At 72.1% G+C, this 23,583-nt stretch carries 15 protein-coding genes and 1 pseudogene; 10 read left to right on the forward strand and 6 right to left on the reverse strand.

Features of this window, described 5'->3' with window-relative positions:
• The 5 genes from H6726_06480 (at position 1) to H6726_06500 (ending at position 4,939) form a co-directional block, all read left to right on the forward strand.
• Positions 1-1,191, forward strand: a complete 1,191-nt coding sequence (locus H6726_06480; protein ID MCB9657283.1) for a pentapeptide repeat-containing protein — start codon at positions 1-3, stop codon at positions 1,189-1,191.
• Entirely contained in the window at positions 1,188-1,946 is a 759-nt protein-coding gene (locus H6726_06485; GenBank protein ID MCB9657284.1) for a hypothetical protein, read from the forward strand. Before H6726_06480 ends, H6726_06485 begins: the two co-directional genes overlap by 4 nt.
• Before the next feature lie 155 nt (positions 1,947-2,101).
• Positions 2,102-3,514, forward strand: coding sequence for a sigma-54-dependent Fis family transcriptional regulator (locus tag H6726_06490; protein ID MCB9657285.1), 1,413 nt, complete (start codon positions 2,102-2,104; stop codon positions 3,512-3,514).
• Between the two features lie 37 nt (positions 3,515-3,551).
• Complete coding sequence (locus tag H6726_06495; protein MCB9657286.1) at positions 3,552-3,998, forward strand: hypothetical protein; 447 nt, start codon at positions 3,552-3,554, stop codon at positions 3,996-3,998.
• 38 nt (positions 3,999-4,036) lie between these two features.
• Positions 4,037-4,939, forward strand: a complete 903-nt coding sequence (locus H6726_06500) for a hypothetical protein (GenBank protein ID MCB9657287.1) — start codon at positions 4,037-4,039, stop codon at positions 4,937-4,939.
• An 18-nt stretch (positions 4,940-4,957) separates the two neighbouring features.
• Here the strand turns inward: H6726_06500 and H6726_06505 are convergent, their stop codons facing one another.
• Entirely contained in the window at positions 4,958-6,226 is a 1,269-nt protein-coding gene (locus H6726_06505) for a hypothetical protein (GenBank protein ID MCB9657288.1), read from the reverse strand.
• A 103-nt stretch (positions 6,227-6,329) separates the two neighbouring features.
• Between H6726_06505 and H6726_06510 the strand changes: the two genes are divergently transcribed.
• Positions 6,330-7,808, forward strand: a complete 1,479-nt coding sequence (locus H6726_06510) for a sigma 54-interacting transcriptional regulator (protein MCB9657289.1) — start codon at positions 6,330-6,332, stop codon at positions 7,806-7,808.
• A gap of 30 nt (positions 7,809-7,838) precedes the next feature.
• Here H6726_06510 and H6726_06515 read toward each other — a convergent pair whose 3' ends face one another.
• On the reverse strand, positions 7,839-8,912 hold the full coding sequence (locus H6726_06515) for an MBL fold metallo-hydrolase (GenBank protein MCB9657290.1): 1,074 nt from the start codon (positions 8,910-8,912) through the stop codon (positions 7,839-7,841).
• A 227-nt stretch (positions 8,913-9,139) separates the two neighbouring features.
• Between H6726_06515 and H6726_06520 the strand changes: the two genes are divergently transcribed.
• The 4 genes and pseudogenes from H6726_06520 to H6726_06535 all read left to right on the forward strand — a co-directional run bounded on the left by H6726_06520 (position 9,140) and on the right by H6726_06535 (position 16,269).
• On the forward strand, positions 9,140-9,580 hold the full coding sequence (locus tag H6726_06520; protein MCB9657291.1) for a YeeE/YedE family protein: 441 nt from the start codon (positions 9,140-9,142) through the stop codon (positions 9,578-9,580).
• A pseudogene (locus H6726_06525) lies at positions 9,577-9,954 on the forward strand (YeeE/YedE family protein). Before H6726_06520 ends, H6726_06525 begins: the two are co-directional and overlap by 4 nt.
• Positions 9,955-10,024: 70 nt before the next feature.
• Positions 10,025-11,860, forward strand: a complete 1,836-nt coding sequence (sulP, locus tag H6726_06530; GenBank protein ID MCB9657292.1) for a sulfate permease — start codon at positions 10,025-10,027, stop codon at positions 11,858-11,860.
• A gap of 374 nt (positions 11,861-12,234) precedes the next feature.
• Positions 12,235-16,269: a hypothetical protein gene (locus H6726_06535; protein MCB9657293.1), complete on the forward strand. Its 4,035-nt coding sequence runs from the start codon at positions 12,235-12,237 to the stop codon at positions 16,267-16,269.
• Positions 16,270-16,358: 89 nt separating this feature from the next.
• Here the strand turns inward: H6726_06535 and H6726_06540 are convergent, their stop codons facing one another.
• Genes H6726_06540 through H6726_06555 form a run of 4 tightly spaced genes read right to left on the reverse strand, consistent with a single transcriptional unit; the run spans position 16,359 to position 23,513 of the window.
• Complete coding sequence (locus tag H6726_06540; protein ID MCB9657294.1) at positions 16,359-18,125, reverse strand: HAMP domain-containing protein; 1,767 nt, start codon at positions 18,123-18,125, stop codon at positions 16,359-16,361.
• The gene (locus tag H6726_06545) at positions 18,122-19,564 is read right to left on the reverse strand and encodes a hypothetical protein (GenBank protein MCB9657295.1); all 1,443 of its coding nucleotides are present in this window, start codon (positions 19,562-19,564) and stop codon (positions 18,122-18,124) included. The genes H6726_06540 and H6726_06545 overlap by 4 nt, the downstream gene beginning before the upstream one ends.
• Complete coding sequence (locus H6726_06550; GenBank protein MCB9657296.1) at positions 19,564-21,111, reverse strand: VCBS repeat-containing protein; 1,548 nt, start codon at positions 21,109-21,111, stop codon at positions 19,564-19,566. Before H6726_06550 ends, H6726_06545 begins: the two co-directional genes overlap by 1 nt.
• Positions 21,108-23,513, reverse strand: a complete 2,406-nt coding sequence (locus H6726_06555) for a PBP1A family penicillin-binding protein (GenBank protein ID MCB9657297.1) — start codon at positions 23,511-23,513, stop codon at positions 21,108-21,110. Before H6726_06555 ends, H6726_06550 begins: the two co-directional genes overlap by 4 nt.
• Between the last annotated feature and the right edge of the window lie 70 nt (positions 23,514-23,583).

Raw genomic sequence — 23,583 nt, forward strand, 5'->3', positions numbered from 1 at the left:
ATGGAGGCGTTGAGAGCTCGCTGGTCCACACCCGACGGTCGCGAGATCGCGGGGCGTCTGCGGCGGATGATCGACGAGCGCATCGGCGCTCGCGCGTTCGATGGCTGCTTGGAGATCAACGGTCTAGTGACCGGGTTTCCCGACCCCCACGCCGAGCACCCCGAGTACGCCGACCTGCGCGGCTTCGACTTCAGCGGCTGGCGCATCGACCACAGCTTCTGGGATGCCGACCTGTCTGGTGCGTCGTTCGACGGAGCGATGCTGACCCGAGCGTCCATACAACACTGTGGGATGCAGGGCACCACGTTCCGTGAAGCCGTCTTGGAACAAAGTCAGATCTTCCACCCCAGCCCCGGTCCCGTGGACCTCGCACGAGCACGTCTCACGCAGTGCGACCTTTCCGGTGATTGGGGGGGCGCCAACTTTCGTGACGCTCATCTCGAGGACGTGAGCATCGACCAAGCCGATGTAGCGAGGGCGTCGTTCGCAGGGACCACCTGGCGCGGTACGACGAGAGTCGGCTTCAGAGACGCGCCGCTGGGCGTCGTGCACTGGAAGGACCGTGAAGCGGTCCAGAACGCGGCGCGTCACGCCCGCGCGGGTTGGTTCATGGCGTACGCCGACCCGTCGGGCGCGAGCGAACGAGTGCTACAAGACCCGCACGTACGCCCGAAGCCGACGGGGTTTCGCGCGGTGACCTTGCGGGAAGGAGCGTTCAGCGGCCTGCTCGCCGCACCTCCCGACGACCCTCGCCTGCGCGAGGCGCTCGGCGTGTTCACGTACGACCAGTACGTCAAGGATCTGGCGGAGCTCCAGGTTCGCGTCGACGGCGCCGAGGGGCACTTCGTCCTGCGGGACGCAGAGGGGCGTGCCTTCCACCCGACCTACGACCGCACCTGTCACTTCACCGAGAAGCGGGACGCTCCCTGGACGGTCGCGGACGAGCAGCTCTTCTTGGGGCGCGCCAACCGCTACCTGGCCGCCGCGCTCTTTCCTGCACCACCCATGGCGTGGCAGGCACGCGAGCAGGTGCTGCGGCCGCGGATGCTCCCCGGAGGCTTGTTCCCCATGATCATCTCGCACATGCCCAACGACATCACGTTCGTCCCGGACCGCGCCACCCTCGAGCAACTGTGTGCGGCCCGCGGTTGGGACCCCGAGTGGATGCTCGGCACGAAGGAGGCCCCATGAGCCGCTACGAACGAGCGTTCTCGAGCCGCACCCTGGCCACCCACCTGGCCGAGGCAGACGCCGAGCGTGCGCGCTGGGGGTCCCCGGTCAACGCTGGAGAGTGGCGCTGGGCGCACAACTTGGCCGACGAGGCCCTCGAGGCCTACACCAAGGCTCTGGGCTGGACGCGCGTGGCACTCTGCCCGCACTGCCACAAGCCGACGCTGCTCGCGCTCGATCTCGATGCGCTCGACCGCCCCGCGTGGCGAGCGTTCTTCCAGGGACCCGCGCCGCGTGCGTGCGCGCACTACATCGGCACCACCGGCGCCGTGGACCTCCTCGGCCTCGACCCCGGCGAGCTCTCCTTCGAGCTGCACTTGGGTCCCAGCCGCCCCTACGTGCTCCCAGACCTGCTCGAGCGCGAAGAAGACATTCGAGGCGTGCTCGCGCGCGCGAGCGTCGAGCCTGGGCACGCCGTCTACACCGTGTCCTACTATGCCGCTCCCCTCCCGCCGCGATCGCTGAGACCTCCCCCCTGGCCCGCGGGGGCCCTACCCTACGAGACCCTCTCGGGTCCTGGATGGCACCTGCCGTCTCGTGTACGCGACTTCGACGTGGCGCGCTGGCTCCACGGAGACCGTGTGCAGTGGTTTGATGCCGAAGGAGGACGTCTGCTGCGCGGCGAATGCCCGCTCCTCCCCGAAGAGGCCATCACCGCGGCTCACATCATGGACCAGGTCCTCATGCCCACTCGGCCACGGACGCTCTCGTCCTGAGAAGCAAGCGCTACCTAGCCCCGTGCCCCAAGACTCCCTCTCCCGCGCGCGATCACCTCGCCCACCCCTCGCAACCCGCAACGCCAGTCGGACTCATGAGATCCGCGACGCACGTGTCTTGCGTTTGCAACGCCCACAGCGCACGGTGTGTCCCAATGAGCCCTGGTACCGTCCTGCTCATCGACGATGACGCCGCCTTTCGCTTCGCGATGCAGAAGGCCCTGCGCCGCGCCGGGTTCGAGGTGAGCGAGGCGGCCGACGGCGAGAGCGCGCTCGAGACGCTGCGAGGCCCCGACGTGCCCGACGTCGCGCTGCTGGACCTGCGCATGCGCGGGCTCGACGGGCTCGAGGTGCTGCGCCGCCGCTCGGCGGTGCGCACGCGGGTGATCGTGCTGACCGGGCACGGCACGGTGCAGGCCGCCGTCGAGGCCATGCGGCTCGGGGCGTTCTCGTTCCTCGAGAAGCCGGTGGACGCCGAGCTCCTACGCCCACTCATCAAGCAGGCCGTGGCCGAGAGCCGGCGCGCCGAGGTCCCGACCGACGGCGAGCAGGTGCCGCTAGTGGGCGCGAGCGCCGCGACGAACGAGGTGCGCCAGTTCATCGCGACCGTGGCCCCGACCGACGAGACGGTCACCATCTTCGGCGAGACGGGCACGGGCAAGGAGGTGGTCGCGCAGCACATCCACCACGCCAGCGCCCGGCGACGCGCGCCGTTCGTCGCCATGAACGCGGCGTGCGTGCCGCGCGAGCTGTTCGAGAGCGAGCTCTTCGGGCACAAGCGCGGCGCGTTCACGGGGGCCACGGCGGACCGCCTGGGGCTCTTCCGCGAGGCGCACGGCGGCACGCTGTTCATCGACGAGCTGGCCGAGCTGCCCATCGAGAGCCAGGCCAAGCTGCTGCGCGCGCTCGAGACACGCCTGGTGCGTCCCGTGGGCGACAACAAGGAGCACGCCGTGGACGTGCGCATCGTCGCCGCCACCAACTGCGATCTGTGGGCCGAGGTGCAGGCGGGGAACTTCCGCGAGGACCTCTACTTCCGCCTGCAGGTGTTCCCCGTGCTGCTCATGCCGCTGCGCGAGCGCGTCGACGACATCCTGCCGCTCGCCTCGCACCTGCTGGCGCGCCTGGGCTACCAGAAGGTCACGCTCAGCGCGGACGCGCAGCGGGCGCTGGTGGAGTACCACTGGCCCGGCAACGTCCGCGAGCTGCTGAACGTGCTGCGGCGCGCCGCCTTGTTCGCCGAGCACGACGAGATCAAGGGTGACCTGATGCGCCGCATGGTGTCTGCGAGCGTGTTCGGGCACGCCGCGCCGAGGGCCATGCACGTGCCCATCAGTGTCAGCGGTGCACAGGCGACCGTCCCGCCCGTGCCCGTCAACGGCGCGCCGGGCCCCGAGCTGGAGAGCGGCGAGCGCACGAGCCTGGCGGACGTCGAGCGCGCGCACATCGAGCGCGTGCTCCGCCAGATGGACGGCAACGTCACGCGCACCGCGACCGCCCTCGGCATCGACCGCCGCACGCTGCAACGGAAGCTCAAGGCCTATGGGCTCAGCGCGGAGACGGACTGAGCGCGCGTCGCCGCGTCTCCACAAGCTGGCCGCGAGCGTGTGCTTCGCCAGCTGCCTGGGGTGCGCGCACGCCGCGGCACCGCCGCCGGAGAGCGCGCCGGTCGAGCCCAGCACCCCGCCCGCCTACGTGGTGACCTTCCGGCTGCAGGACGCGGGCGACGACGCCGACGGAGTTCCACGGACACGCATCGACTTCGTGATGCACAGCCCCGGCGCGCCCTCGCACGTGGAAGCGCTCGGCACCGAGCCGGGCGGCTGCGTCGACCGCCCCGCGCGCGAAGGCGAGCTGCTGCGCATCGGCTGCTGGTGGGGGCCGAGCGAGTGCCAGTGGGTGGCGCGGCGGGACGCGACCGGCATCCAGTTGCTGCGCGCCGAGGGCCCCCGCGAGGGGCTCCCCCCCGCCACCGTGGACAACGCCGCCTGGGAGGCGCGCGCACACCTCGAGCTTCCGGCCGGCACGGTGGTGACACGACTTTCGGACTGAAGTCGCAGGGGCGAGAACGGACTGCTACCGTGGTCCGCATGTGGCTCGCCCGAAGGAGGACGCAGCAGACGCCGGGTGCCGCCGCGGGCCGTTCCACGTGCATGGTGCTCCTGCGCTGCGCCCTGGCGAGCCTGGCGGCTCTGGCGAGCGGCTGCGGCGCGTCGCTCAGCGGCGTCCAGCCCGCCCGGCTGACGCCCGAGTCGCACCTGAGCATGAGCACGTCCATCTCGGTCAACGCGCCCGTGGGGTCTGCCGGGGATACCCTCGAGACCCTACGCGACCTCTCGACGGTCGAGGGAGTGCTGGACCCGCCGGAGATCGAGCTGCTCTCGGCGGCCGTCAATGGCGGGGCCCTCAACCCCCCGATGGTGGACCCCTCCGTCAGCCTCGCGTACGGCGCCCACCGCCTGGTCGAGCTGGGCGCGCGCATCGGCGGATCGCACATCGGCATCCAGGGACGCGTGCAGGTGCTGCGCGTGGCGCCGGGCATCTACGGCGTGATCGGCATCCAGCTCACCAGCTCGCTCTCCACGCTGCCCGTCAACCGCTTCAACGACCGCGTGTTCGTGGAGCGCTACCGGCGCCTGGACGTCGGCTTCCCCCTGCTGCTGGGGTACAGCTCCTCGCGCGTGCATCTGTGGGCGGGGCCCAAGCTGCTGGTCAGCCGCGTACGCACGCGCGGGCACCTGTGCGTGCGAGAGAACGACGCCTGCGCCGACCAGGTCACGTTCCGGGGCACGGGCAGCCTACGCTACGTCGCCGGCCAGCTCGGGATCGCGCTCGGCAAGCGCCGCTTCTGGATCGCGCTCGAGCTCACCATCGCGCGGCTGCGCGGCGACGGCATGCTGAGGGGCGAGCGCGGCAGCACCGTCATGGAGTTCGCGTACGACCCGGACGGGCGTGTGGTGCAGCCCGCCATCGGGCTCATCGCCTGGTTCTGACGCCGCTCGGGGCGCCGCTCAGGGCGCCTCGAACGCACCGCTCGCGACCTGTACGCGGACCCGCGCGACGCGCTTCACGGCCAACCCCGCGGCGGCCGCGCTCGGGGCGGGATACGCCTCCTCGGACACCCGCACGTGGATGTGATTGTCGTGGTTCGGCCAGTGCTGCAGGTGCACCCCGTCGGAGTAGAGCGGCCGCAGCGCCGCATCCACCGAGCCGTCCAAAACGGCGTCGTCCGCGCCGTCACGCGTCGGGTAGATCAGCTCGCGGTCGAGGAAGGCGCGCGTGACGCGACCGCTCTGGTAGAAGGTCGCGAACATGCGCGCGTTCGCGTACGCACCGTAGCCCGTGACGGTGCCCGGCACGCACTCGCGACCGTCCACGTACATGACCTGGCAGTAGCTGCGCCAGGGCGCGAGGCCGTCGCTGCCGTAGAGCGAGATGTCCACGTCCTTGCCGCGCTGGTGCGACGCATGGCGCGGGTAGCCCGTGTCGGTGCCGGGGGTCTCGCCGTCCCACTGCGAGAAGTCCTCTGGATAGAACGGCGCGTACCCCGCGGCAGCCATGGACCGACCTGCGAAGCGCACCAGCATCACGAGGTCTCGCCGTCCGAACTGGTAGCGCATCACCGTCCCCGCGGTCCAGTCGTAGCCGTCCACCGCGGGGTCGATCGGCAGCGGCAGCTGCAGCAGCCGCGCGCAGTCGGCCTCGCACACCTCGCCGTCCTCGAAGGGCGTGCGGGTCACGCTGAGGGTCCCGTCGATGGCCTCCGCGGCCGTGAGGCGCAGCCAGTGTGTGCGCGCACTCGTGGGCTCGAACACGGCGAGCGTCCGAATCCCGCGGCCCCCGTCGGTCAGGCCGAGCAGCGCCGGGCCCGTGCCATCGAAGCGCTCCACCGTCATGACCACGGCCGCGCGCGTGGGCGTGAAGTCGAAGCGGAAGGCCACGTGCTCCGAGGGCGGTACCTCGATGCGGTAGACGCGCTCTTCGTGCGCAGCGAGCGTCACCGCCGTCACCCCGTCGCCGAGCACCGCCTCCCCCGTCACCAGGTCGGGTGGCGCGACGCCAGGGTCCGTCTGCTGCGCGTCGGGCGCACCCGCGTCGGGCGCCCCGTCGCCGAGGTCGACGTCATCCGTCGGACCCGCGTCCTCGAGCCCCGCGTCACCACGCGGGACCAGCCCACCGTCGTGTGTGGGCGGCGGGCCATCTCCTACCCGCACGTCGCAGCCGACCTGCAGCAAGGAAACCACGAGCGCGAGCACCGACCCGATCCGCAACGTCGCCATGTCGACGTTGATAATATGACTATTCAGTCACGTCAAGAGTGAACGTGTCATCCGCGCGTGATGCCCGGCGGTGACGCCCGCGGAGGGGCTGGTAGAGTCCCGCATGGCCAGCCGCCGCAAGCCCGAGCGCCCCCCTGCTCCCGCCCCCGAGCCTCGGCGTGAGGGACGCGGGAGCGCAGTCCCGCCGCGGCCCAGCCCTACGAGCGTCACGCTGCTGGCGCTCGAGGACATCGCCGGCGCCGCTATCGTGCTCGACCGCGAGCTGCGCGTGCTCGACTTCACCCCCCTGGCCGAGCAGCTCATGGCAGCACCGCTCGCTCGCGGGGTGTTCGCGGCCAAGGCGCTGTGCGGCGAGGGCGACCAGCGCCCCGTCGCGGAGGCGCTCGCCGCGGGCCAGCCGGTCGCTGCCGAGGTGCCACGGGTCCATCCGGAGGGCGGCACCCGCGTGCTCTACGTGCGCGGGACGCCCATCCGCCGCGCCGGCGTGATCGAGGGCTTCGTGCTGCTGCTCGAAGAGAGCGGCTGGGAGCAGGAGGCCCCCGACGCGCCGGTGGAGCGCTTCTCGCTGCTCACGGCGGACCGCGCGATGAAGCGCCTCCTGCGGGACATCGAGCGCGTCGCGCGGCGCAGCGCGACGGTGCTGGTGCGGGGCGAGACCGGCACCGGCAAGGAGCTCGTCGCGCGCGGTATCCACGCGGCTTCCGACCGGCGCGACGGGCCTTTCCGCGCGATCAACTGCGCGGCCCTGCCGCCGCACCTGCTCGAGAGCGAGTTGTTCGGACACGTGCGGGGCGCGTTCACGGGCGCCGTGCGCGACGCGCCGGGTCACTTCCGGCTCGCCACGGGCGGCACGCTCTTCCTCGACGAGGTCGCGGAGCTCTCGCTCGAGCTCCAGGCCAAGCTCTTGCGCGTGCTGCAAGAGCGCGTGGTGGTGCCCGTCGGTGGCCGCGACTCGATCCCCATCGACGTCCGCGTGGTCTCGGCCACGCACCGTTCGCTGCAGGCCTCCGTGGCGGAGGGCTCGTTCCGCGCGGACCTCATGTATCGCCTTCGCGTGGTGCCGCTCTTCATCCCGCCCCTGCGCGAGCGGGGCGACGACGTGCTGCACATCGCGCGACGCTTCATCGAAGAGCAGAACGCCCAGGGGGAACGGCAGGTGCTGAGCCTCTCGAGCGGCGCGCGCGCACGCCTCCTCGCGCACCCGTTTCCGGGCAACGTGCGTGAGCTGCAGAACGTCATCGAGTACGCGTTCACGATGGGCGACGGCCCGGTGCTGATGGAGTCCGATCTGCCCCCCGAGCTGCGCGAGGCGCAGGCGGCCGACGCCCAGCACGACGGCGCACCGCACGACGACGGCCGCGCGCACGTCAACGTCCCGCGACCACCGCGGGACCCCGGCGGGAGTCCCGCGCCGAGCGACGGTCGGGCCGCGTACGGGGCCGCAGCACAGCGCGACGAGGCCGCACGCATCCGCTATGCCCTCGAGCGCGCGTCCGGCCATCGCGGTCGCGCCGCGCAGAGCCTGGGGGTCAGCCGGGCGACGCTCTGGCGCCGCATGCGCGCGCTCGGACTGCACGAGTGAGCGTCAGCGCGACTGGCGCGGCGCCCCGGCCTACCCCGCGCAGGTCCCTCCCGCAGCAGCCTGCTCGTGGTACGCGCTCATGCCTCCGCGCATCGACGCCACCCGCTTGAACCCCATCGCCTCGAGCGTGCGCGCCGCACCCGCCGAGCGCCGCCCGCTGCGACAGATGACCACGACGGGCTGCTCGCGCGGCGCGTCGGCCATGCGCGTCTCGAGCTCACCCAGCACCACCGACTCGGCGTGCGCGATCTTGGGCAGCTCGCCGACCAGCTCGTCGGGCTCGCGCACGTCCACCAGCCGCACCTCGGCCTCGGCCTCGCGCACCCACTGCGCGCTGACCTCCGGTGTTCCGTCGCTGAGCCGCTCCACCGGCGCCCAGCCACGCTCCGCAGGCAGGGCCGTGTCCCCCTGAGGCGCGAGCCCGCAGGCGAGGTTGGCGGGCACCGCCACGTCGATCTTGGACGGTAGCGCGAGGTTGAGCTCGCTCATGATGCCGACGAACTGCTCCTTGGTGCGGCCCCCGCCCAGGCGCGGGTTCCAACGCTTCTCCTCGCCCACGGTGCTCATGGTGCGCCCGCGGTAGTCGTGGCCGGGCCAGATGCGGGTGTCGTCGGGCAACGAGAAGACCTGCTGTTGTACCGAGTCGTAGAGGGTCCCGGCGTCGCCTTGCTGGAAATCCGTGCGCCCGCAGCCCCGGATGAGCAACGCATCGCCCGTGAACACGTGCTGATGATCCGCCGTGACGTAGCTGACGCAGCCGTTGGTGTGACCCGGCGTGGCGCGCACCTCCAGCGTGATGCCGCCCACTTGCACGCGATCGCCGTGCCCGACCTTCACGTCGGCGCACGCGGCGCCAGCGCTCTCGCTGACCACGGAGCGGCTCCCGAGCCGTTGGCGCAGCAGCCCGGAGCCCGTGATGTGATCCGCGTGGGCGTGCGTCTCGAGCGTGTGCACGAGCTCGAGACCGAGCTCCTGGAGGAGCTGCGCGTCGCGCTCGACCTGGTCGATGACCGGGTCGATCAGCGCGGCCTTACGCGTCTCGGGGTCGGCCACGAGGTAGGTGTAGGTGCTGGATTCCGGATCGAAGAGCTGTCGAAAGAGCATGATGACCTCCGAGCGCTGACTACAGCACGACCCGTGCCAGCTGCGCGACGGCTGTTTCGCGTGCTTCTGCAACACGTTGCAACAACGTGAGACGTGGCTGCAACACCTGCGATCAGCCCGTGCAACATGCGGCAAGGCTCCAGGCGCAAGACGCGCGTGGAAAACGCCTGGCACGCGCCTCCTGCGCCGCGCTCCACGTTGGCACACGCCGTGCTTATCCGGTCCGCATGGTCTCTCCTTTCTTCTCGAGCGCCAGCCTGCACGGACTGCTCGGCGGGCTGCTCATCGGCCTCGCGGGTGCGTTGCTCTGGTTCTTCAACGGGCGTATCGCTGGCATCAGCGGCATCACGGCCGGGCTCTTTGCGGGCCCCTTGCGCGACGCCTCGTGGCGAGCGGCCTTCTTGGTCGGGCTCGCGCTGACCTCCGTCGTCGGCGCCCTCGTGGCGCCCCACGTCTTCGGCACCGCTGCGCCCGTCGACGGGAGCCGCATGGTCGTCGCGGGGCTCTTGGTGGGCGTGGGCACGGGCCTGGGTGGCGGCTGCACCAGCGGACACGGCGTGTGCGGCCTCGGCCGCTTCTCGCGTCGTTCGCTGGTCGCCACGCTCACGTTCATCGGAGCGGGCATGCTCACGGTCGCGTGCCTGCGGCTCGCGGGGGGGCTCTCGTGAGGAACCTCGTCGCGTTGCTCGCAGGCGTGCTGTTCAGCGCGGGCCTGATGCTGTCGGGCATGACCGACCCCGCGCGTGTCATCGGGTTCTTGGACCTCGCGGCGTGGGACCCGACGCTCATGTTCGTCATGGGTGGCGCGCTGCTGGTCACCACACCCACCTTCCTGCTCTCGCGGCGCCGCGCGCGGCCCGTGTTGGACGCCACCTTCCACCCCCCGACGAAGACCGCCATCGAGCCGCGCCTCGTCGGAGGAGCGGCGCTGTTCGGCGTGGGCTGGGGTCTCGTGGGGCTCTGCCCTGGACCGGCGCTCACGTCGCTTGCGACCGGGCGCGTCGACGTCCTGCTGTTCGTTGTCGCGATGATCGCGAGCCTGTGGGCGGTGAGGCGCTGGGACCTCTCACGTGAGGCGCCGAGTGACACCGCGCGAGGAGCAGCAACCAGCGATGTCTGAGCGTGCCGCACGTGCCCCGGGTCCGAGGCTGCCGCTGCCCGAGTGGGCGCGGGGCTACGACCGGGACACGTTGCGCGCCGACGCCATCGCGGGCGCCATCGTCGCTGCGGTGCTCATCCCGCAGGCCATGGCGTACGCCACCCTCGCCAACCTTCCGCCCATCGTGGGGCTCTACGCCGCGGCGGTGGCCCCCCTGTTCTATCCGCTGCTGGCGAGCTCACGGCGACTGGCCGTGGGCCCCGTAGCGCTCGACTCCATGTTGGTCGCCGGCACGCTCGCGAGCATCGGCGCCGTGGCCGTCGGCGAGCGCGTCGCGTATGGCGCACTGCTGGCGTTGATGGTGGGAGCCGTGCTGTTCGTGCTGGGCACGCTGCGCTTCGGCTTCGTGGCCAACTTCCTCTCGCGTCCGGTCGTGCTGGGCTTCACCGCGGGCGCCGCGCTGCTGATCGCCTCGGGGCAGCTCGGACCCCTGCTGGGTGTGCGCGTGCCTTCGGGTGGAGGCCTGCCCGGGGTCGTGCGCTCCGTGATCGAGGCCGCGCCGCGCACGCACCTGCCCACCCTGATCGTCGGAGCGAGCAGCGTCGCTCTCCTGCTCGTGCTCCGGAAGCCCCTCCCCCGCGCCTCCGCCCCCTTGGTCCTCGGCGCCGCACTCGGCGCGTCCCAACTGCTGGATCTCGCGTCGCTGGGGGTGCGTGTGGTGGGCGAGCTCCCGCGCGGTCTGCCCATGCCGCGCCTGCCCGACGCCGCGTTCGTCCGAGACGCACCGTTCGACCTCCTGCTGCCTGCCGCGCTGACCATCGCGCTGGTGGCGTTCACCGAGGGCATCGCCACTGCGCGCGCGATGACGGACGCGGGCCAAGTGGTGCGCCCGAGCCGTGAGCTGGCCGCCTTGGGCGTCGCCAACCTGGCGGCTGGGCTGTGTGGGGGCTACCCGGTCACGGGTGGCCTGTCGCGCTCCGCCATCAACCGCGGCGCCGGCGCGCGCACCCCGGTCGCCGGGATGGTGAGCGCGGCGCTGGTGGCTGCGGCGCTCGTGTGGGCCACCGGTGCGCTGTACGCGCTGCCCATGGCGAGCCTGGCGGCGTTGGTGATCGTGGCCGTGCTGAAGCTCATCGAGGTGTCCGCGGCGCGCCGCATCGCACGCACGAAGCGCCGCGACGCCGTCGTGCTCGGGCTCACCCTCGTCGCGACCGCGCTGCTCGGCGCGCAGACCGGCCTGTTGGTGGGGGTCGCGCTGTCGGTGGGGGCGTTCTTGGTGAGCACGTCGCGCCCACACTTCGCGCTGCTCGGGCGCATCCCCGGCACGCAGAGCTACCTCAACGTCGACCGGCATCCGCACGCCGTACCGACCGACGGGGTCGCCGTGCTGCGCATCGACGCGCAGCTGTACTTCGGCAACGTGACGTTCCTGCAGGACTGCGTGCGCGACCTGGTCCGCGATCACCGCGAGCGCGGCGAAGCGCTGCACACGCTGGTGTTGGAGGCCGCGGGGGTGAACGACCTCGACAGCGCGGCGGCGGAGACGCTCGACGCGCTCGACCTCGAGCTCGAGCAGGCGGGCGTGCGGCTGTTCATGTCGCGCGTGAAGGGCCCCGTGCGCGAGGTGCTGGCGCGCACGACCATGCTGCAGCGGTTGGCCCGCACGGGGCGCATCTTCCTCGGTACGCACGAGGCGGTGGTGCGCGCGACCAGCCACGAACCGCTCGTCGGTCGAGACCCGGAGCTGGACCCGGACCCCCGCGCGCTGCCCGACCGGCTCGGCTGTGGCGAGACCGCACGGCGCTTGATCGCCACTCCGGCCAAGTTCGAAGCAGGCCATGGGATCTGAGCGCAATTTTCGTACACCACGCGCGACAACATGCAGCCCGCAGCGCTCGATAGCGCAATCCCATCGCAAAAATACACGCTCCGACCCTGTTTCAATACGGAAACAAGCGTCCGAAGCGACAGCTCATCCGGCCACATCCCTGGTTGATCACCGCGCATCGTGCTAACCACAAGGCCTCGGGTCCGGAAATCACGCGGGGATGAATGTTCCCGCGGCCGCGCGCTACCAAGCCCGGGGTCCTTACGGAGGCAGCGATGAGAGCCAATAGACTGGGATTGTTCTGTGCAGTGTGGGGGGCGCTCGCCCTCGGGAGCGCGAGTGTCACATCGGCGCAGTGTCCAGTCGGACCGGCCGGAGCCGACATCACCGCCCTCGTGAACGAATGCACGATGAACGGCTACATGGTCTTCATTGGCACGCCCAGTGCGGAGATGCTGATGGGGACCGCCGGAGACGACTGCATCTTCGGGCTCGGTGGCACGAACTTCATCAACGCACTCGGAGGCGCGGACTGCATCTACGGCGGCCCCGACCAAGACATCATCAACGGCGGAGGCGGCGCCGATACCATCTGGGCCGGGAGCGGCAACGACGTCGTCAACGGAAATGGCGGCGACGACGTCATCTTCGGCGGCGACGGCAGCGATACCCTGATCGGAGATAGGGGGAACGACACCATCAATGGCGAAGGTGACGCGGACACGATACTTGGCGTCGGTGGTGCGGACGTACTCTCCGGCGGCGATGGTGACGACACGATCGACGGCGGAGGCGGCAACGACCAGATTTCGGGCAACGCGGGGAATGACACGGTCGTGGGCGGGACAGGCGTGGACACCATCTTCGGCAACGACGGCGCGGACGAACTCCGCGGTGGGAACGGAAACGACATCATCGATGGCGGAGCTGACGACGACCAGATTTTTGGGGAAGGCAACATGGACACGCTCGTGGGCGGGCCCGGGGCAGACACTATCGATGGCGGAGCGGGAGGCGACACGATCAACGGTGGTGATGGTGACGACACGTTGCTGGGCGGAACGGGTACGGGCGTCGACATCATCAACGGCGACGACGGTGACGATCAGATCCAGGGCGGCGAGGGTTCCGACGTGCTTACGGGAGGTCTCGGCGCCGACACGATTGATGGCGAGTCTGGCGACGACGTGATCTTCGGCGGAGATGGCGGTGACACGCTAAACGGGGGCACCGGCGCCGACACGATCAACGGCGGCGACGGGAACGACACGATCAACGGCGACGACGACATGGACACGTTGAACGGAGATGCGGGCGACGACATCATCAACGGCGGCGCCAACTCGGACATCATCAACGGTGGCGACGGGAACGATCAGCTCTCCGGCGGCACGGGTCCCGACACGATCCACGGCGACGCGGGCGAGGACCGCATCTTCGGTGACGGTGGTGCCGACACGCTCTTCGGCGACGCAGGGCGCGACCTGATCTTTGGTGGCGGCGCCGCCGACGTCATCCGCGGTGGGGCCGACAACGACACGTTGCACGGCGGCACCGGAAACGACGACCTCTTCGGCGAGGCGGGCCGCGACAACCTCTTCGGCGGGGTGGGCCAGGACGACCTCGACGGCGGCACCGAGGACGACTTCTGCAACAGCGGCGATCAGGTCGACACCATGATGAACACGTCCGTGGGCTCGGGCACCGGCCCTCCGGGTCCCGCCGCGGACGGCGACACGTTCACGAGCTGCGACGCGCTCCTGACGTACGCCACGCTCGGCGACGTGGAGGCGGTCACGGTGCACGGCCGCGCCGCGCTGCGCTTCACCACGCAGAGCGAAGCGGGCACACAGGGCTTCGAGGTGTTCCGACGCGAGGGTGAGGCGCTCGTGCCCGTGGGGCCTGCGCTGGTGCCGGGTCTGATCAGCGCGCCGCAGGGCGGGACGTACTACGTCGCCGACGCCGGTCTGCGCGCGGGGGCCACCTACAGCTTCGTCGAGGTCACGGTGGACGGACAGCGCCACGGGCTGGGCGAGCGCACGGTGGCCCAGGGTGGGGTCGCCGACGTGACGCTGACGGACGGGCTCTTCGCGGCTCCGCACACGCCCGTAGCGGTGCTCGCGGCGACGCCGAAGGCCGGTGACGAGCCGGACACGGCTCCGGTCGCGCTCTACCTGGGTGTCGGGGCGACCGGGGTGTATCGGGTCGACGCCACGCAGATCGCGGCGGCGCTCCAGCTGTCTCTCGTAGACGCCGAGGCACACCTCGCGGCGCACACGCTCGCGCTCACCGTGGCTGGCGAACCCGTCGCGTGGTGGAGCGAGCCAGGGGCGAGCAGCCTGCTGTTCTACGGCGAAGCCCGCGACAGCATGTACCTGGCGGACAACCTGTACCGCCTCTCCGTCGGCGCGGGCTCGGATGTCTCCGTGCGCGACGCGGGGGCCGCGAGCGGCGGCGAGGGCAGCACGTCCGAGCAGCTGGTGCGCGCCGAGGTGGACGTCACGGCTGCAACCGTGATGAACCCCGACGCCGAGCAGGACTTCTGGTTCTGGCAGTACCTGGCTCCGCGACGCAACGCCGACTTCCCCATCACCCTGCCGTCCCCCACGGGTGCAGGCGATGCGCAGCTGGTGTTCGAAGTCCACGGCGCCACCACGCGACCCGACGCCATCGGGGAACACAGCGCCACCGTGCTCGTCAACGGCACGAACGTCGGCACGATCTCGTTCGAGGGCATGGTCCGTCGCGAGCTCGTGCTCGACATCGACGCGGCTCTCCTGCGCGACGGGCCCAACACGGTGCGGCTCACGGGCGGCGGCGCGTCGCACAGCATCGTCTGGGTCGACGCGGTGAGCGCGCGCTACACGCGTTCACTGGCGAGCGTCGGCTCGGGTGCCGGCTTCACGGCCGAAGCCGACGGGACCGTGCGCCTCGGCGGCCTGACCGGCGCCGACATCCTGGTGCTGGACGTCAGCGACCCCGCGGCGCCCGTGCGGCTGCAGGGCCTCACGGAAGAGGTCGACGGTGCTGGCGTGGCGGTACGGCTCGCTGCAGACGCCGGAGCGCGCTACGTGGCCGCGACGAGCGAAGGTGTGCGGACGCCGCGCCTGACGGTCGACTACGCCTCGGACCTGCGCCATGCGCCCGGCGCCGAGTACGTCGTGATCGCGCCCCGCGCGGTGTTCTCGGGCGCGCGTGCGCTCGTGGCGCACCGTGAGGCGCAGGGCTTGTCCACGGCCCTCGTGGACCTCGCAGACGTCTACGACGAGTTCGCCTTCGGGACGCCCGATCCGCACGCGATCCGAGCGTTCCTGCAGCACGCCAGCGAGCAGTGGACCACCCCCCCACGCTACGTGGTGCTCGCGGGCACGGGTTCGTTCGACTACAAGAACGTGCTCGGCCTGAACGGAAACCTCGTTCCCGCCCTGATGGTGAACACCGACAACGGGCTCTACGCGAGCGACACGGCGTTCGCGGACTTCAACGACGACGGTCGGCCGGAGCTCCTGCTGGGACGCTTGCCGGTGGTCAGCGACGACGAACTACAGGCCTTCGTCACGCGCATCGCCGCGTACGAGGCCAACCTCGACGCGCAGACGGACCGGACGCTGTTCCTCTCGGACGGCTCGGACTCGCGCTTCGACGTCGCGACCGACGCGCTGACCGCGCTCGTCAACGTCCTCTCGGACGCCGCGGCGGTCGAGCAGCTCTACCGCTCGAACCTCAGCCTCGATCTGACGCGCACGCGGCTCTTCGAGGCCCTCGACGAGGGCGTCTTCTGGGTCAACTACACGGGCCACGGAGCGCTCAACGCGCTGGCCAGCGACGGGCTCCTGACGGCCGCGGACGTCCCGACCCTCAGCGCTGCCGAGCTGCCCTTCTTCACGACGATGACGTGCACGACGTCGCGCTTCGAGCTGCCCGGCTTCACGAGCTTCGGCGAGGCGATGAGCAACTCCGAGACGTCCATCGGTGTGTGGGGCGCCTCCGGGCTCAGCGCCGAGGAGCAGGCCCAGCCCATGCTGCAGGGCTTCACGCGCGCCCTCTACGGAGACGCGCGGACGGTGGGTGAGGCCATCGAAGGGGCCTACGGCGCGCTCGCGGACAACCACGGCAGCGCGCGCGACATGTACGCCATCTACAACCTGCTGGGCGACCCCGCGACCCAGCTGAAGGACCGCAGCCCAGAGTTCATCATCCCGCCCAGCGAGGACGCCGGAACGCCGGGCGCAGACGCAGGGTCGGGACGCCCCCTCCCGACGGGCGACGCCAGCGTGGCCGTGGACCTCGGCGGCGGTACGACGACGCCCCCGCCCGGTGGCGACATGAGCGGCGGAGCGTGCAGCGCGGGTAGCGGAACCGATGGTCGCACCGTGTGGCTGCTGGCGCTCGCGGTGGTCGCGGCGGGCGTCCGCCGGCGGCGGCGCTGAACACGCGGGGGCGCGGTCGCGTCCCCGAGGTGCACCCTCACGCGCGGCGCTCAGCTGCGTGTGAGCTCGGCGAGCGTGGCGCGCGGCGCTCAGCTGCGTGTGAGCTCGGAGAGCGTCGCGTCCCCTTGCGACTCGCCGGGGTCCGGGGTCGGCCCCGCGCACGGCACGTAGACGCGGAAGCCCGCACCCCCCGTGAGGCCAGCGCCGAGGTCGATGCTCCCCCCGTGGTCCTCGACGATGCGCTGCACGATGGCAAGGCCGAGCCCAGTGCCGGTGGCCTTCGTCGTGTAGTAGGGCTCGAACACGGCGTCGCGTTGGTCGAGCGGCACACCCGGGCCGTTGTCCAGCACCGACACCAGCACCCCCTCGCGCTCCGCGCGCAGCACCACGCGCACGACACCGCCGCGCGCACCGTGACGCGCGAGCGCCGCGTCGCGCCCGTTCTGCACCAGGTTGACCAGCACCTGCGCCAGCTGCTCGCGGTCCGCCCGGACGCTGGGGATGGCCCCCTCGACGCGCAGCTCGGGGGCGAGGTCGTCGTGCGCGTGGAGGGTGGTGACCTGCTCGGCCACTCGCACCAGGTCCACGTCCGAGAGCCTCGGGCGCGGCATGCGGGCGAACTCGCTGAACTCGCTCACGATGCGCTTCATCCGCTCGACCTCTTCGAGGATGGTCAACGTGGACTCCTCGAAGATCTCGTCGAAGTCGGGGTGCCGCTTGGCGTACGTCTTGCGCATGGTCTCGATGGAGACCTGGATGGGCGACAGCGGGTTCTTGATCTCGTGGGCGATCCGCCGCGCGATGTCGCGCCAGGCCGCGATGCGCTCGGCGCGTCGCAGCTTCTGGCGGGCCGACTTGAGCTCGCGTGTCATGTGGTTGAACGCGCTGAACGTCCGGCCCACCTCGCCGCCCGCCCGTTCGTCGATGGCCTGCTCCAGGTCGCCCTCGCCGATGCGGGTGGCGGCGTCCTCGAGCGCGCGCAGCGGACGCGAGAGGCGCATGGCGACGAGCGTGGCGAAGAGCAGCGCGAGCAGCGCGGCGACGGCCGCCGCGACGAGCCCCTCGCGGAACAGTCCGTCCAGCTGCGCTTCGAGGTCCGCGTCGTCGATGGCGGCCAGCAGCTCGTAGCGGTCTTCGCCCGAGGCCGAGCGGAAGGTGTAGACGTGCGCCCGCCCGCCGCCGACGCGCACCTCGGCAGGCAGCGCGTCCCCCGGCCGGACGAGCGCCGTGCGGACCGCGCTGTCGGCGCCGAACCAGCGCTCGGCGCGGGCGGCGTCCAGGAACGATCCGCCGAGCAACGCCACGCGCACGCCGTCGCGCTCCACCGCACAGCCCGTGACCCACACACGCTCGTCGCGCGCAGGCGCCGCCGAGTCCCGCACGCGCATGGTGGTGACGAACGGCTGATCACCGCTGCGCTCCAGCTCCTGGAGCAGCTCGAGCTCCCGCGCGCCGGCCAACGATGGATAGTGGCCCGCACCGAGCACACGCCCGCGATCCGCGCCCCGCGCGTCGAGCAGCAGCAGCGCATCGAACCCGACCGACTGCATCAGCGGCGGCAGGGAGCGCTCCAGCTCCGCCTGCTCGGGCCCCTGGAAGTGCGCGCGCGCCAGGTCGAGCATGACGCGGTCGACGAGCAGGTCGTGTTCGCACAGGCGCACCAGCGTGGCGCTCATGTCCGCCGCGTGGCGCGCGAGCAACCTCCGCCCCGCCTCGGTGCGCGTGTCCAGCTGCCGTGCGTACGCTTCGCGCGTGCGTGCCTCGATGCCGCGCTGCGCCAACAGCCCGACCACCGCCATGGGGAGCCACGCGACCAGCACGAAGGCCAGCGAGAGACGCACGCGCAGGCTCTTCACGGCCGGGCCCTCCTCGGCGTCGGTGCGCGCGCGGCGTCCTGCTCGCGGGTACGTGCCCGGCCCTTCGAGGGCGCTCCGGCGCCGAGCACCTCGCGCGGCCGGTGCAGCGCGTCGAGCCGCAAGCGGCCCAGCGCGTCGAAGCTCGCGCCGTGCAGCGTGGCACGGTGATACAGCACCTGCTGCCGCCCGCCGAGGACCCACGCCGCCACGTCCACCGAACGCGCGTCGGTGTCGCCGCGCAGCGTGCGCTCCGCCAGGGCCCGCGCGCGCTCGTTCTGGCCGGTCGCGGCGAACGCAGCCGCGACCAGCGGTCGATCGCCGGACAACGGGGGGAACAGTGTGGCGAGGCGCAGTTCCCACACGCCGCCGCGCACGCGCTCGGCGAGCTCGCGGCGCCCGACGCCCACGACCTGCACGGTGAACCCACGCGCGTCCAGCTGAGCTGCCAGCGCGTCGGCGACGCGCCGCTCGAACGGGTCCTCGGCGGCGACCAGGATGCGCAGCGGCCCGCCCGCCCGCGCCGAAGCGGCCCCAGGGTGCTGCCACGCGGGCAGGGAGACACCCAACTGCGCGCCGGGGACCACGCCGACGCGCTCGAGCCGCGCGCGGTCGAGCGCGCCCTCCACTGCCGCGCGCACGGCCGCGCTGGCCAAGGCGCCGCGCGAGCGGTTCGGGATCAGCAACACGGGCGAGAGCGTGCGCGCCTGCACTTCGGGGCTGCCGCGCGTCCCGACGAACGCTGCGTGCAGCTCCCCCAGCTCGAACGCGCGCAGCTCGTCCGCGCTGCTGCGAGCCGCCACCACCTGCAGCTCGCGGAGGTACGGGGCGCCGCGCGCCGCAAAGCGCGTGCCGCGCAGTCGCAGATGACCGTTCGGTTGCACGTCGACCACGAAGGGCCCCGTGCCGCGCGGCACGCCCTGCTGCACGACGATGGCGAGGGGGCTCGCGCTCAAGCGATGCGCCACCTCCCGCGCCGAGAGCTGCGTGCGTAGGCCAAGCTCCAGCGGGCCACGCGCGCGCACCACGGGGATGCCAGCCAGCAGCCACTCGTGCCGACCGCGACGAGCTGCGTCCAGCGACTCGACGACGTGCGCAGCGGTCAGCGAGGCCCCGCCGTGGACACGCAAGCCCTCGCGCAGGGTGATGCGCAGCTCGCCGCCCGCGCGCGTGGGCATCTCCGCCGCAAGCAGCGGCACCAGGCGACCGTTGCCGTCCGTGGTGTAGAGCGTGTCGTACACGGCGCTCTCGAGCGCTGCCGCGAGGGGCGTGAGAGCGTCGCCCGGCAGGGGTCGCACGAGCGCCCCATCCGCGGGCAAGACAGCCGTGCCCCCATAGGCGGGCGGCAACGCACCGTGGGCGTCCGGCAGGCGTGCGCCTAGCGCCCCGAGCCCCAAGGACGCGGCGAGCCACAGCACGGGGAGCGCAGGTCGCGTCGCCATCAGTCCACCACCCACAGACGCGACGGGCCGCCTGCGCGCGCCTCGAACGCGACGAACACGGGTCTGCCGGTCCCCAGAAGATCGCCGGCGGCGGCATGGAGGATCGTGCCGCGGGCGGGTGCCCCCTCCCAGACGAGCGTGATGCGCCCATCGGCGCCAAGCCGGAACCAACGCAGCCGGTCTTCCTGCCCGTCCCGGGTGTAGTCGCTCGTGAGCAGGTCGAGGGATCCGTCGGCGTCGATGTCCGCGCCCGCCAGGGCGGCCCCCTGCCCCCCGATGGAGGCCCGCTGTCCCGCGACCTGCCCCACCAGCGCTCCGTGCGGCGTGACGAGCGCCTCGAAGGTGCGCAGCGCACCGTCCGCCTGCCGCAGCGTGTGCAGCGTCCGCGTGTAGAAGCGAGGTGCCCGCGCGCGGGAGTCGTCCGCGTCGGTCTCGTCGTCCACGTCGTCCGATGCTGCCGCGGCGGATGCCGTGCCGGAGCGCCGCGCGGAGAGCATCCCGTCGAAGTAGTCGCGCCCCGCGACCCAGTGCGCGCAGCCGTCCGCGAACGCGAGACCCCCTGGGCAGTCCGACACGAGAGGCTCGAAGCGCAGCACGTCGCCTTGCAGGGAGAGCGCATGCTCGCCTTGGCGGTCGGAGCGGGACACCAGCACGCGCCCGCCTTGCACGGAGAACCACGCCTCCGCCCGCCGCGCGAACGGCACACGGCGGGCCGCCGCGGGCCACCCCGCCCGACCGCGCCGCACCAGACGCAGCCGCGACCCCTCCTGCACCACCGAGTACACCGTGACGTGGGGCTCGCGAGCCACCGCCAGCTCGTCGCGACCATCTCCGTCGACGTCGATGGCCGCGAGGCCGAGGAGGGCCGCGGCCTGGAAGCGCAGGTGCCTCGCGCGCACGGCGCTACCACGCACGGCGGGTGGACCACCGACCACACGCGCGAAGAACGCGTCGAGCGGCCCCGTGAAGCGACTCTCGTGCTCCGTCGCGGGCGTCGCGCGGAGGTCCACCAGCACCACCTCGACGCGCACGCGCTGCGCCTCGAGCGAGAGGCTGACGCCCAGCACGGCGTCGTGGCCCGCCTGGCGCGCCGCGGCCGCGAGGCTGACTGGCGACACATCGGCCGACGCGCCCACGCGGATGCGCCCCGCGGGCACGCCGGGCACCAGCGCGCGCTGCAGGAGCGCCGCGAGGGGTGCGGCGGCGCGCGCCTCCCGTGGCGCCGTGTGCACGAGCATCAGCGTCCCGCCCTGGTCGAGCCACGCGGGCACGTCGATGGGCGTGAGCCACGTCGGGGACGCCTGCGCTGCACCGGCTCCTCCCGGCGGCGGCGGTCCAGACGCGGCAGTCGCAGCTCCCGCCCGCGGCGCTCCAGTCGCTGCCGGCGTCGTCGCGGCCTGTGTCGTCCTCGGGCCCCGCGCCGTCGTCGTGGTCTGTGTCGTCGTCGGGCCCTGTGCCGTCGCCGGCCGCTGCGCCGTGCCGCGAGGCATCCCGAGCCCCACGGCCGAGAGCGCGAGCACGAGCGCCCACGCTCCGCGCACGTTCATGGGCTCCCACCGAACTGCTCGAGCAGGTAGGCGTCGGGGGCCGCGACCTCGGGGCGCCGCGCCTCTTCGGTGGGCACCGTCCCGTCGACGAAGACCTCGCTGCGCGCTCCCTCCATGCCCGAGTAGGCCAAGAGGCCGCTGGCAGGGTCGATGGAGGCCGTGACCACCCCACTCGGCATGGGGAAGTCCACCGCCGGTCCGTGGTGCGCCGCCTGCATGATCTCGAGCCAGATCGGCAACGCCGCGCGCCCGCCCGTCTCGTTGCGCCCGATGGGTCGGCGGTCGTCGAAGCCGACCCACACGCCCGTCACGACGCTCGGCGTGTACCCGATGAACCACGCGTCACACGCGTCGTTGCTGGTGCCGGTCTTGCCGGCGGCCGGGCGTCGCAGCGCGCGCGCCCGCTGGGCCGTGCCACTCTCCACCACGCTGGTCAGCATGCTGGTCAGCACGTAGGCCTCGGCCGGTGTCATGACGTCACGCGCTGGCTCGGGCGCAGGCAGCGCGATGTCACCCGCAGGCCCCTCGATGCGGGTCACGATGCGCGTGGGCGCCCAGCGTCCGCCCGCCGCGAAGGTGGCGTATGCATTGGTCATCTCGATCGGGCGCGCCCCGCTCGCCCCGAGGGCCAGCGCGATGGACGGGTCCAGCTCGGTCGTGATCCCCAGGCGCGCCGCGAACGCCGCCACGGCGCTCGGCTCGAGGTCCTCGATCACGCGCACGGCGACCACGTTGACGGACCCGGCGAGGGCGTCGCGCAGGCGGATGGGGCCCCGGTGCCGCCAGGTCTCGAAGTTCTGTGGCTGCCACTGGTCGTAGACGGCAGGGGCGTCGATGACGAGCGTGGCGGGCGTGTAGCGTCGGGACTGGATACCGAGACCGTACACGAAGGGCTTGAACGTGCTGCCCGGCTGACGCACGGCCTGCAGCGCGCGGTTGAAGCCAGCGCCGTCGTCGTAGCCCCCGACGATGGCGAGCACGTCCCGGGTGCGTGGGTCGATCACCACGGCGGCCGCCTCCGGCCCTAGCTCGAAGCGCGCCGGCGCGAGCCCCTCGTCATCCTCGCCGGGGAGCTGCAGCAGCGACACGTGCACGCTGGCCCCCTCCTCCGCGAACGCCTCGGCCGAGAGTCCGCTCGGGTTGTAGCGCGCCGCGTCCTCGAGCGACACCGCGACGCGTGTCTCGCCGATGGCGACGATCAGCTGCGCGCCCTGGTTGTCACGCTCGACCACGCGTCCCACGTAGGTGCGCCCCAAGCGCAGGTCACCGGCGGCCTCGCCGCGACCCCGCGAGGCGCGCAGCGGCCCACGGTATGCGTGACGCCCGTCGATGGCCTCGAGCCCGCCACGCACCGCAGCGCGGGTCGCCTGCTGGAGCTCGAGGTCCACGCTGGTGTGCACCGTGAACCCCCCGCGACGGTAGGCCTCGGCGTCGACGTGCTCACGCAGCGCCTGGCGCGCGATGGCCATCACCTCGGGCGCCCCAGCGCCCGACTCGGGGAGGTCGACCAGGGCAACCTCGGTCTCGCGCGCGGCGGTGATGTCCTCGAGCGAGAGGTCCGGCCAGTAGTCTTCGCGCTTCGCCTCGAGCTGCCCCAGCACGTAGAGCTGTCGCCGACGTGCCGCTTCGGGGTGACGCCGCGGGTTCAGGCGCGTGGGCGACTGAGGGATGCCCGCCAGCAAGGACGCCTCGGCCAGCGTCAGCTCCTCGGCGTTCTTGCCGAAGTAGAACTGGGCGGCCTCCTGGACGCCGTAGCGCCCCTGCCCGAAGTTGATGTGGTTCAGGTAGAGGTGGAGGATCTCGTCCTTGGTGAGCTCGGCCTCCACCCTGTACGCCAGGATCAGCTCGCGAACCTTGCGCGAGAACGTGCGCTCGGGCGAGAGCAGCAGCAGCTTGACCACCTGCTGTGTGATGGTGGACGCGCCCTGGGCCGCGCGCCCGCTGCTCAGGTCGCGCAGGATCGCGCGCAGGATGCCGACGTAGTCCACGCCCGGGTGCCGATAGAAGTCCGCGTCCTCGCTGGCGAGGATGGCCAGCACCATGACGCGCGGGATGCGCTCGATGGGGATGACCGTGCGGCGCTCGTCGTACAGCTCGCCGATCACGGCGCCGTGCCGGTCGACGACACGGGTGATCTGGGGCGGATCGTAAGCGCGCAACGTGGCCACGTCGGGCAGGTCGCGGCTGTAGTAGGCGACCACGGAGACCACGGCGACGAGCCCCAACACGAACAGCACGGCCCCGACCTTCAGCGACGCCGAGAGCACCCTGCGGGCGCGGCTCGGGCGGGGAGGCGGCGGCGGGCGGCGACGAACGGTGCGCTCGGCGCCCCGGGTGGTCGGGAGCTTGTCTGCGGCACGGGGCCGGGCGGGTACGGTCTTGCGCTTGCTGGGTGCGGGCATCGTGTGCAGTCGCCGGGCGGTCTCTCGACAGGACATATAGCAGCTCTCGCCAGAAAGCCCCCGCTGCGCG

Source organism: Sandaracinaceae bacterium (assembly GCA_020633055.1).
GTDB lineage: Bacteria > Myxococcota_A > Polyangia > Polyangiales > Houyiibacteriaceae > JADJJE01.